This window comes from Variovorax sp. GW458-11-26-14-LB1 (genome assembly GCF_059423965.1).
This window is the reverse complement of the sequence record NZ_JBWKYW010000015.1, coordinates 88140-99111: the sequence shown is the minus strand read 5'-3', so window position 1 is coordinate 99111 and position 10972 is coordinate 88140. Positions and strand designations below refer to the sequence as shown.

The 10972-nt window shown below is 72.8% G+C and carries 7 protein-coding genes; all 7 read left to right on the top strand.

The genetic code is table 11. From position 1 onward, the window contains the following. The first annotated feature begins 87 nt into the window (after positions 1–87). Complete coding sequence (locus tag AC07YS_RS12850; RefSeq protein WP_495267731.1) at positions 88–840, top strand: S1 family peptidase; 753 nt, start codon at positions 88–90, stop codon at positions 838–840. A gap of 32 nt (positions 841–872) precedes the next feature. Further along, the gene (locus AC07YS_RS12845) at positions 873–1337 is read left to right on the top strand and encodes a YbaB/EbfC family DNA-binding protein (protein ID WP_495267730.1); all 465 of its coding nucleotides are present in this window, start codon (positions 873–875) and stop codon (positions 1335–1337) included. 19 nt (positions 1338–1356) lie between these two features. After that, a complete protein-coding gene (locus tag AC07YS_RS12840; RefSeq protein ID WP_495267729.1) occupies positions 1357–2688 on the top strand; it encodes a trypsin-like peptidase domain-containing protein in 1332 nt (443 codons plus the stop codon). Positions 2689–2768: 80 nt separating this feature from the next. Then, positions 2769–3518 carry a TonB C-terminal domain-containing protein gene (locus AC07YS_RS12835; RefSeq protein WP_495273890.1) on the top strand — a complete coding sequence of 250 codons (750 nt, stop codon included), beginning with the start codon at positions 2769–2771 and terminating at the stop codon, positions 3516–3518. Between the two features lie 10 nt (positions 3519–3528). Further along, the gene (locus tag AC07YS_RS12830; protein WP_495267727.1) at positions 3529–4074 is read left to right on the top strand and encodes an RNA polymerase sigma factor; all 546 of its coding nucleotides are present in this window, start codon (positions 3529–3531) and stop codon (positions 4072–4074) included. Between the two features lie 73 nt (positions 4075–4147). Continuing rightward, positions 4148–5113, top strand: a complete 966-nt coding sequence (locus AC07YS_RS12825; RefSeq protein ID WP_495267726.1) for a FecR family protein — start codon at positions 4148–4150, stop codon at positions 5111–5113. Positions 5114–5252: 139 nt separating this feature from the next. Next, positions 5253–10972, top strand: a 5720-nt coding sequence (locus tag AC07YS_RS12820) for a two-partner secretion domain-containing protein (protein ID WP_495275713.1), incomplete at its 3' end; no start/stop codon positions are given.

Sequence of the window (10972 nt, the reverse complement as noted above, 5' to 3'; positions counted from 1 at the left end):
GGAAGGGCGGCAGATGAAATTTTTGTGACAAACGACATTCCGGGGCGCGCAGTTCCGTCTTTGTCTCAGAGCTTTCGTGACTGTCCGATGCCCCCTCTGCTGCTGTCTTCTGCCGGCCCCCGCCCGCGCCCGTGGGCGTCGTTCCTGTTCGCCCTGGCGTTCGCCGTCCTGGCCGGTGCGGTGCATGCCGCGCCGCCCGAGGCCAATGCCAGCGGCGTGTTCCTCAATGCCGCCGGCGACGTGCTGACCGCGCGCCATGCGGTGGCGGACTGCCGCTCGCTGTTCGCCCTCAAGGACGCGCAGGTGGCGCAGGCCCGGGTGATCGCCGAGAGCGCCGAACTCGACGTAGCGGTGCTGCGCACCACCCTCACGCCGTACCTGCACGCCACGCTCGCGGCGGACGTGCGCACGCCGGCCCCGGGCAGCGTGGGCGTGTTCACCGAGGCCTACGCGGTGCTGCAGCGCATGCCCGACCGCGCGGCGTTGCTCAGCAACGCCATGACCGTGCCTGGCGTGGAAGGCCTGCAGCTGCTGTCGGGCGTGCAACCCGGCGCCAGCGGCAGCGCGGTGCTGGGCGCCGACGGCCTGCTGCTCGGCGTGGTGGTCGAGCGTGTCGCCGCCGCGCCGCATGCGTCGGGCATGGTGCTCAGCCGCGCGGCCTCGGCCGCGGGCGTGGCGGGCGGCGTGACGCGGGTGCGCGCGGTGCCGGCGGCGCGCCTGCGCGACTTCCTGGACGCCCACGGCATCGCCTACACGCACAGCCGCGAACCGCAGCTCGGCCCGCAGCAGTCGCCCGCCGCGCGGGCCTCGACCCTGTCGGTCGGCGTGCTGTGCGGCTGAGCGTCCTTCTTCGACTTTTCATTGGAACTCCCATGACCTTTTCTTCCGGCAAGATCCGCGGCTGGCGCCGCCTGCGCCTGGCGCTCGGCGGGCTCGGCCTCGGGCTGTCCGCCGCCGCCGCGCCCCTGGCTGCATCGGCGCAGGCCCAGCCGCAGGTGCCGCAGCACTGGATCAGCTACGCCAACCTCGCGAGCAACCAGCTGCAGTCGTCGCTCAGCGACCCGGCCAGCGACACCGTGGTGCGGCTGCACACCTGGATGCAGGAGCGCATGCTGAAAGAAGGCCAGCCCGTGCCGCCCGCGCCGGTGGTGGTGCGCGTGTGGGTCGCGGGCAGCGGCAAGGTCGAGCGCGTGGCCTTCGACTCGCTGGGCGATGCGCAGGCCGACACCGACCTGCGCGCGCTGCTCACCGCGCAGCCGCTGGCCGAGCCACCGCCGCGCGATATGCGCCAGCCGATGGTGCTGCAACTCACGCTCAGCTTTGTCGCGCGCACCTGACCGATCGCGGCGCCTTTGCGTGGCGCTGCTGGGCCTTGCGGCTGCAGTGCCGCTGCACGCCGCCATGCCGTGGCCCGTGCCGGGGCTCGCGGCGCTGGTCAAGGCCTTCGGGCCGGCCGTGGTCCACATCGGCGTGGAACGGCCGTCGGTGCCGGCGCGCCGCTTCAGCGACCGCTGGCTGCTGCGCGCGCCGCCGGCCGAGGCCGACGAGAGCAGCCTGGGCAGCGGCTTCCTCGTGAGCGCCGACGGGCTCATCTTGACCAACGCGCACGTGGTCGCGCACGGCACGCAGATCCGCGTGAAGCTGCCCGACCGGCGCGAGTTCCGGGCCCGGCTCATCGGGCTCGACGCACTGGCCGACGTCGCGCTGCTGAAGATCGACGCGACCGGCTTGCCCACCGTGCGCATCGGCGATCCGGCGGACGTGGAGCCCGGCGACGGCGTGGCGGCCATCGGCTCGCCCTACGGCTTCGGCAACTCGGTGACGGCCGGCATCGTCAGCGCCAAGGGGCGGCTGCTGCCGGGCGCGGAGTCGATGCAGTTCCTGCAGACCGACGTGCCGATCAACCCCGGCAACTCGGGCGGGCCGCTGTTCAACCTGCGCGGCGAGGTGATCGGCATCAACTCGCGCATCTACAGCCGCAGCGGCGGCTACCAGGGGTTGTCGTTCGCCATTCCCATCGACGCCGCCATGCGCATCAAGGACCAGCTGCTGGCCACCGGCACCGTCACGCGCGGGCGCATCGGCGTGTCCGTGCAGGAGGTGGGGCAGGCGCTGGCCGACACCTTCCGCCTGCCGCGCCCGGCCGGCGCGCTGGTGACCGACGTCGAGCCGCGCGGCGCGGCGGCGCGGGGCGGGCTGAAGACCGGCGACGTGATCCTGTCGGTGCAAGGCCGCGAGGTGGTGCAGGCGGCCGATGCGCTGGGCTTCATCGCCGAGCAGGTGCCGGGGCAGCGCGCGCGCCTCATGGTGTGGCGCGACCGCGCCGAGCACGTGGTCGAGGTGAAGGTGGAGGGCTACGACACGCCGCGCCTGCAGGGCGAGGCGGCGACGGCGGCCTCGGTGCCTTCGCGCCTGGGCTTCGCGGTGCGCCCGCTGGCGCCGGCCGAGCGGCAGTTCCTGCGCGTGGAGGGCGGGCTGCTGGTGCAGCGCGTGAACGTCGCGGCGTCGCGCGCGGGCGTGCAGCCGGGCGACGTCATCCTGGCGCTCAACGGCCAGCCGATCGACAGCGCCGAAGCCCTGGCCCAGGCGCTGGAAGGAGCCGACGGCACGGCGGCGTTGCTGGTGCAGCGTGCGGGGGCGAGGATCTTCGTGCCGATCTGCGCGCAGGCCGGGTCGCCGAAGTGCTGAGAAAGCCTCGCGCTGACCGGCCAAGTCATCCGAACGTCATGCAGCGAACCTAGCATCCGCTTCGACATGCCCCCCGGGCCGTGGCTTTCGCCGGGCGTATCGAACTCATGCGGCATGCACCTCCTTCCTTTCCTCTCGTCTCCCTGGCCGGCATCGCGCTGGTCGCCTGCATGACCGGGCCGTGGATGAGCGCCCGCGCGCAGTCCGACGCGGCGCCGCTTCGGCCGCAGGCCGCGCGCATCGCCTTCGACATCGCGGCCCAGCCGCTGGCCGCCGCGCTGGAGCAGTACGGCCGCGCGACCGGGCTGCCCGTGTTCTTCGATGCCGAACGCGTGGCCGGACGCCAAGCCGCGCCCGTACACGGCCTGTTCGATGCGCAGGCCGCCCTCGATGCGCTGCTCGCGGGCACGGGCCTGGTCGCCGACGACGCCGGCGTGGGGGCCACGACCGCCTTCGTGCTCCGGCTCGCGCCGGCTGTGCCCGCGCCGACACGCCCGGCTGATGCGGTGCAGGCCGCGCCCGCCGCCGTTCACCGCGGCTACGACGGGCTGGTGCAGACCCGCGTCTGGGAAGCCCTGTGCGCCCACCCGCGCGCAGCACCGGGCGGCTACCGCGCGGCGATGCGCTTCGTGATCGACGGCACCGGCCGCATCGCCCATGCCTTCCTGCTGCACACCAGCGGTGAGCGCGTGCGCGACGAGGCCATTCTCGACACGCTGCGGCAGCTGCGCATCGACCGCGCGCCGCCGCCGGACATGGCGCAGCCGCTCACGATGCTGATCCTGCCGCGCTCGCAGACGCCCGGGCTCGAGTGCCCGGTGCGCCACTGACGCCACCGCCATGCCCGAGAACGCGCTGCCCGCGTTGCGCGACTTCCTGGTCGCGCGCTACGACGAGCTCAAGCAGCGGCTTGCGCGGCGACTGGGCAATGCCGAGCGCGCCGGCGACGCGCTGCAGGACACCTGGCTGCGCCTGGAAAGCCGCGACGACATCGACGGCGTGCACGACCCCGCCGCCTACTTGTTGCGCGTGGCCGTCAACCTGGCCTACGACCAGGTCGCGAAGCAGGGGCGCCTGGCCACGTCCGACGAGATCGAGGCGCTGTTCGACGAAACGCCCGACCCCGCGCCGGGGCCCGCGCAGATCGCGCAGGACCGCGCGGAGCTGGCCGCGCTGCGCGCACTCATCGAGCGCCTGCCGCCACGGCGCCGGCAGGTGCTGGTGATGGTGCGCTGGCAGCACCTGCCGCAGCGCGAGGTGGCGGCGCGGCTGGGCATCTCGCTGCGCACGGTAGAGAAGGAACTCAAGGAGGCGCATGACCACATCGCCGCCCGCATGGGCCGCGCGGACCGCATGCCGCAAGGGAGGGAGTCGCATGAAAAATAAAGTGCGGTTCACCGCGTCGAGAGCCGTCTCATGGGTATGCGACATCTTTCAGCGCGCGCGGGTTGAAGCCCCGATGACCCCGCCCGATGCACAGGCACAGGCCTTGCGCGAAGCGCAGGCCTGGCTGCGCCGGCTGTCGTCCGGCGCGGCCACCCAGCACGACGTCGAGGGCTTTCGCCGCTGGCGCGATGGCAACCCCCAGCACCAGCCCGCGCTGGCGCAGGCCCGACGCCTGTGGCAAGCGCTCGACCCGGCCATCGGCGGCATGCCGGCCGAGGTCCAGCGACCCCCTGTGCTGTCGGCGCGGCCGGTGGCTGCGCGCCGCGCGTTCCTCGGCGCGGCGGTGGGCGCGGCCGGGGCCGCGGGTGTGGCGGTGGTCTCTCCGCCGCTGGGCCTGTGGCCGTCGTTCGGCGAGTGGAACGCCGACTACCGCACGGCCACCGGCGAGCAGCGCGCGGTGCAGGTGGCCGAGGGCGTCGACCTGGTGCTCAACACGCAGACCAGCGTGCAGCGCCGCAGCGTCGAGGGCCGCGTCGTCGGCATCGACCTGATCGCGGGCGAGGCGGCCCTCGACCTGGTGGCCGGGCCGCAGCCCTTCGGTGTGGTGGCGGGTGCGGCCCGCAGCGAGGCGCAGGCCGGTCGCTTCGAGGTGCGCTACCTCGCCGGCCGGGGCTGCGTGACCTGCCTCGAAGGGCGCGTGCGCGTCACGCACGCGAAGGGCACGCGCGATCTGCAGGCCGGCGAGCAGGTGCTGTACGACGCGGGTTCGCTCGGGCCGGTGGCGGCTGTGGCAACCCGCGAGGCCTCGGCCTGGCGCAGCGGCGTGCTGGTGTTCCGGCAGACGCCGCTGGCGCACGTGATCGAGGAGATCAACCGCTACCGGCCGGGCCGCGTGGTGTTGCTGGCGCAGCGCCTGGCCGGGCGCGAAGTCAGCGGGCGTTTCGCCATCGCTTCGCTCGACACGGTGCTGGTGCAGATCCAGCGCTCGTACGACCTCGAGGCGCGTGCGCTGCCGGGCGGCGTGCTGCTGCTTAGCTGATGAATGTGACAGCCTGATTGGCCCTCGCGTGCGCTCAGGATTGGTCCAGAAACTTAGCGGTTTTGTTTGCGTCTGTCGGTCTGTCCAGTAAGGGGCACGGATTCCGTGCCGGTGCATTTCATTCTTTACTGGGCGTCAGATGAACACACACGAGGGACACCGCAGCCGCCGCCAGGGCGCTGCCGTGCAGGCGAGGAGTTTCCGGATTTCGCCGCTGGCACAGGCCATGGCGCTGGCGCTGGCCGCCGGTGCGGCCGCCGCGCCGGCGCATGCGCAGCGCGCCTTCAGCCCGACCTGGTTCAACGCCAAGGGCGCGGCGCAGGCCAACGCAACGGCCACCGGCCTGATGCCCAACGGGCTGCCGGCGGCGCAGTTCACGAGCCCGCTCGCGCAGCAGCAGCGCGCCAGCGAGCAGCTGCGTCAGTCGATCGGCAACCTGAACCTCGCGGCGCGCGGCATCGCGGCGCAGCAGGCGGCACAGGCGGCCGCGCGGCGTGCCGCGCAGAACGACCCCTCGGTGCCCGACGGCCTGGCCGAAGGCGGCCTGAAGGTCGACACGAATTCGCTGACCGCCGGCTGGTCGAATGCGCGCGCGCTGACCGGCGATTCGCAGCGGCAGGTCGATGGCCGCACGGTCGTCACCGTCGAGCAGACAGCCGACAAGGCCATCCTGAACTGGGAGACCTTCAACGTCGGGCGCAACACCACCGTGGCCTTCGCGCAGCGCAAGGACTGGGCGGTGCTCAACAAGGTGAACGACCCGCAGGCGCGGCCTTCGCAGATCCAGGGGCAGATCAGGGCCGACGGCACGGTGATGGTCGCCAACCGCAACGGCATCGTGTTCAGCGGCAGCAGCCAGGTCGACACACGCAACCTCGTGGCCGCGGCGGCGCAGATCGACGACGCGCAGTTCCAGGCCCACGGCGTGTACGCCAACGGCAGCGCGCCCAACTTCAGGAACGCGCAAGGCCGCGTCGAGGTGCAGGCCGGTGCCAGGCTTTCCACGCCCGCACCCGCTTCGGCCACGCAGGGCGGCGGCTATGTGCTGCTGCTGGGCGCCGAGGTGCACAACGCTGGCGAGATCGCCACGCCCGGTGGGCAGACGCTGCTCGCGGCGGGCGATAGCTTCGCCATCCGCAAGGGCGTGGGCACCGACGGCAACCTGGGCTCGACCACGCGCGGCAACGAAGTCGCGGTGACGCTGGACACGAACAGCCCGGCGGGCACGGTGCGCAACACCGGGCTGATCCAGGCGACCACCGGCGACGTCACGCTGGCCGGGCGCGAAGTGGTGCAGGGCGGCGTCATCCTGTCCAGCACCTCGGTCAACACACGCGGCACGGTGCACCTGAACGCGACCGGCGCCACGGGCCAGGTCCGGTTCGGCGAAGGCAGCACCACGGCCATCGTGCTCGACACCGGCGGTGCGACCGCGCTCGACAGCCAGCGCGCCGGGCTCATGGCGCCGGCGGTCCAGCTGGGCACCGGCAGCATCGTGCTGGCGGGCAACGACCGCCGCGACCTGTCGCGCGTCGAAGTCGCCAGCGGCGGCACGGTCGAGTTCCAGACCGGCTCGCTCACGCTGGCCACCGGCGGCCAGGTGGTGGTCGACGCGAAGCAGCGCAGCCTCGTGCGCGAGGGCGCGCGCATCGACGTGTCGGGCGCGGTGGGCGTGAAGCTCGCGATGGAATCCAACAACATCAAGATCAACGTGCAGGGCAACGAGCAGCGCGATGCGCCGCTCAACCGCGACAGCAAGAACCTCAACAACAACGACCTGTGGATCGACCGGCGCTCGCTGGTCTTCGTGCCCGGCGGCACCGGCGGCTACCAGGGCGAACGCTGGTACACCGGCGGCGGCCTGCTCGAGGTGGGCGGCGACCTCGGCACGCAGGCGCACGGCGTGGGCGAGTGGATGGCGCAGGGCGGCGTGGTGGGCTTCACCGGCGGCGAGCTGGTCACGCAGCGCGGCGCGAGCATCAACATTTCGGGCGGCACGCTCGACGTGCTCACGGGCAGGCTCAACCAGAGCTGGCTCAAGGGCGCCGACGGGCGGCTCTACGAAGTGTCGAAGGCGCCGGGCGACCTGCGCTACACGGGCGTCTACAAGGGCTTCGAAGACGAACACGCGCGCTGGGGCAAGAAGACGACGGGCTTCTTCTACAACCCGCTGATCGGCCCGCAGACGCGGCTGGAAAGCGGCTACACCGTGGGCCGCGATGCCGGCCTGCTCATCGTCGGCACCCAGGCCGCGGTGCTCGAAGGCGAGATCGTCGGCGAGACCTTCCAGGGCGACCGGCAGACGCAGGCGCGGCAGGCCGGGCTCGATGGCTACCAGCAGTCGACCGGCGCGGTGGCGCAGCGCGGGCAGCTCGTCGTGGGCCGCTACGACGCCTACTACGACAAGACGGGCGGTGCGATCCACCGGCGGCTCGATGCTGCGGGCATCAAGAACGTGGTGCTCGGCGACACGGCCGAAGGCATTGCGGCGGGGCTCGACCTCTCGACGGTGTTGCCCGCGGAGCGCCGCGACACGCTGGTGCTCGATGCGGCGCAGCTCAGCGGCTTTCGCCTGGGCGCGGTGCGCATCGCGGCCACCGACAGCATCGCGGTCGACAAGGCGCTGCAGGTCGGCGACGGCGGCCACCTCGTGCTGTACAGCCCGAACGTGAAGGTCAACGCCGACCTCGTCGCGCGCGGCGGCGGCATCCAGTTGGGCAACGTGCTCGAACAGGTCAGTCTCAACTACCTGAAGGACACCAGCACGCTCACCGCGCCCGACGGCGGCACGAGCTCGGTGGTGCTCGCAGGCGGTGCGACGCTCGACACCCGCGGCCTGTGGACCCACCTGCTGACGAACCCGGCCGACGCGGGCGGCGTGGCGTACCGCAACGGCGGCAGCGTGTCCGTGCGCAGCACCGGCGACGTGGTGCTGGGCACCGGCAGCGTCATCGACGTGTCGTCCGGCGCGGCGCTGTTGTCGAAGGCCAAACAGCAAGGCGGCAAGGGCGGCAGCGTCACGCTCGAGGCGGACGGCTTCAACACGGGCAGCGGCCATGTCGCGCTCGACGGCGCGGTGCTGCGCGGCCACGGCGTGGACGGCGGCGGCACGCTGACCGTGCAGACGATGCGCGTCGCCATCGGCGACACCTCGGGCACGGCGCAGGCCGACACGTTGATGCTCGACGCCGGCTTCTTCGACAAGGGCTTCAGCCGCTACGCGCTCATCGGCAACCACGGCCTCACCGTGGCCGACGGTGCGCAGATCGACGTGACGATGCCGGTGTACCGCTTCGGCGCCCACGCGCAGGACGTCGCCACCGGCAGCCGTCCGGCCGACGCGCTCGAGGTGTGGACGCCGCCGCTCTACCAGGAAGACGCGACCCAAGCCGTGCTCACGCAGCGCAAGGGCGCGAGCCTGTCGCTGCAGGCCGGCACGACGACCACGCTCGCCAAGGAGTTGCCGACGGTGCAGGCCGTGGTGGGCAAGGGCGCGGCGATCCATGTCGACCCGGGCCAGGCCATCGAGGTGCGCAGCGCCGGCCAGCTCACGGTGGACGGCACGCTGCGCGCGAACGGCGGGCGCATCGTGCTGAAGACGGTGGACATCACCGACCTCGAATCGGACATTGCCAATGCAAAGGCCCATGCCCGCTCGATCTGGATCGGCGGGCAGGCGGTGCTCGATGCGTCGGCACATGCGGCCACCGCCACCGACACCACCGGCAAGCGCTACGGCCTGGTGCGTGACGGCGGCAGCATCGTGGTCGGTGGAGAGATCGATGCGGTGGGGAGCAAGGCCACCGCGTCGCAGAACTTCGTCGTCGTGCGCCCGGGCGCGTTGCTCGATGCCTCGGGCACGCATGCGGTGCTCGACGTGCCCGGCATGGGCGCGACCGATGTGGGTAGCAATGGCGGCAGCATCTCGCTCGCGTCGTACAACGGGCTGCAGCTGGACGGCACCCTGCGCGCCGTCGCGGGCGGCGAGCGCGCGGCCGGCGGCACGCTGGCCGTGGTGCTCGGCACGCCGGGCCTGCGCCTGCACCTGGACCCGCTGCAGCAGGCGGAAGACCGCGTGCGCCGGCACCGCGTGCTGGTGCTGGGCGTGGAGCAGGGCGCACCGCTTGCGCCCGACACCCTGCAAGCCGGCGTCGACGACGGGGCACTCGTCTACGGCCAGGCCCGGCTGGGCACCGACACGGTCCGGCGCGGCGGCTTCGACAGCCTCTCGCTGTTTGCCGGCTCCACGCTCGCCTTCGAAGACGGCGTTGACCTGCGCATGCGGCAGGGCCTGCAGATGTATGCCGGCGGCCTTGCGCTTGCCAAGGACGCACCCGACGACGCGCACGTGGCGCTGTCGGCCGCGCACGTGCGGCTGGCCGGCGCGATGCCGTCGTTCTCGCGTGAAGTCCTGAGGGCGCCCGTCGCCGAAGGCGGCGTGGTGCGCGTGCCGTCCGGCACCCGCCTCGATGTGGCGGGCGACCTGATCGACATCCGCGACGGCATGGGCTTCGGCGTCAACGGCAAGGTCCCCGTGCTCGACGGCGCGAGCGAAGCGCCCACGGTCGACCTGGCCGCCTTCGGCCATGTCACGCTGGCCAGCAGCGGCGACCTGCGCTTCTTGCAAGGCCGGCAGGACGTCGGCGTTTCCACGAGCCTCGTCGTGCCCGGCAGCCTGACCCTGCGCGCCGCGCAGATCTACCCGGCCACCGGCGTGGTGGCGCTGGTGTCCGCGGGCCTGGCGCCGGACGGCACCTACCGGCCCGACACGGCGCTGCGCATCGAGGGCACGGGTGCGAGCCCGGAGGTGCCGTACTCGGCCTTCGGCGACCTGTCGCTGCGCGCCGGCGTTATCGAGCAGGCCGGCGTGGTGCGGGTGCCGCTCGGGCAGCTGACGCTCGGCGATGCGCTCACCACGCAGGTCAGACTGCTGCCCGGCAGCCTCACCTCGGTGAGCGGCGAGGGGCTGGACATGCCCTATGGCGGCACGGTCGACGGCATCAACTACCTGTACGACGGCAAGCAGGTCAAGCTCACCGGCGTGGGCGCGGGCGACACCTACAAGCGCAACCAGACGATCGGCCTCACGTTCATGGGGGCCAGCGTGCAAGGCCAGGAAGGCGCCACGCTCGACCTGTCGGGCGGCGGCAACCTCAGGGGCGCGGGCTTCGTGAGCGGACGCGGCGGCTCGACCGACGCGCGCTTCAGCCCGCTGATGCAGGTGGGCGCCCGCGGCGGTTTCACGCTGCCGGGGCTCGCGACCAACCCCGTGTATGCCATCGTGCCCGGCGTGCAGCCGGCGGTGGCGCCCACGGGTGCAGAGAAGGGCGCGGTCGATCCTCTGGTCGGCCAGCACATCACCATCGGCGCTGGCGTGCCGGGCCTGCCCGCGGGCACCTACACGCTGATGCCCTCGACCTATGCGCTGCAGCAAGGCGCCTTCCGCGTGGAGCTGAACGGCGCGGCCGGCCTGGGCGCGCCCACCGGCACGCTGGCGATGCGCAACGGCTCGTGGCTCGCGGCCGCGCAGCTGGGCGTGGGCCGCACCGGCATCGGCGACACGCTGTTCCGTCAGGCGATCGTGACTTCGGGCGAGGTGCTGCGCAGCTACTCGCAATACAACGAGATGGGCTACGGCGACTTCGTGCGTGCCGACGCGCTGCGCGTGGGCGTGCCGCGCGCCATGCTGCCGGCGGACGCGCGCAACCTGCACCTGAAGCTCGCGCCCGGCGCGGGCGCCGAGGCCTTGCGCTTCGACGGCACGGCGCGCTTTCGGGCGGGCGCGGGCGGCCGGTGCGGATGGTGGCCACGTCGCCCGCGCCGCCCTGGCCGTAGATGGCAGGCGTGGCCAGCACCAGC

What these genes read in the sequence shown, in the direction of transcription:
- AC07YS_RS12850 (WP_495267731.1), top strand. Translation starts at nt 88, where the DNA reads ATGCCCCCTCTGCTGCTGTCTTCTGCCGGCCCCCGCCCGCGCCCGTGG.
- AC07YS_RS12845 (WP_495267730.1), top strand. Translation starts at nt 873, where the DNA reads ATGACCTTTTCTTCCGGCAAGATCCGCGGCTGGCGCCGCCTGCGCCTG.
- AC07YS_RS12830 (WP_495267727.1), top strand. Translation starts at nt 3,529, where the DNA reads ATGCCCGAGAACGCGCTGCCCGCGTTGCGCGACTTCCTGGTCGCGCGC.
- AC07YS_RS12825 (WP_495267726.1), top strand. Translation starts at nt 4,148, where the DNA reads ATGACCCCGCCCGATGCACAGGCACAGGCCTTGCGCGAAGCGCAGGCC.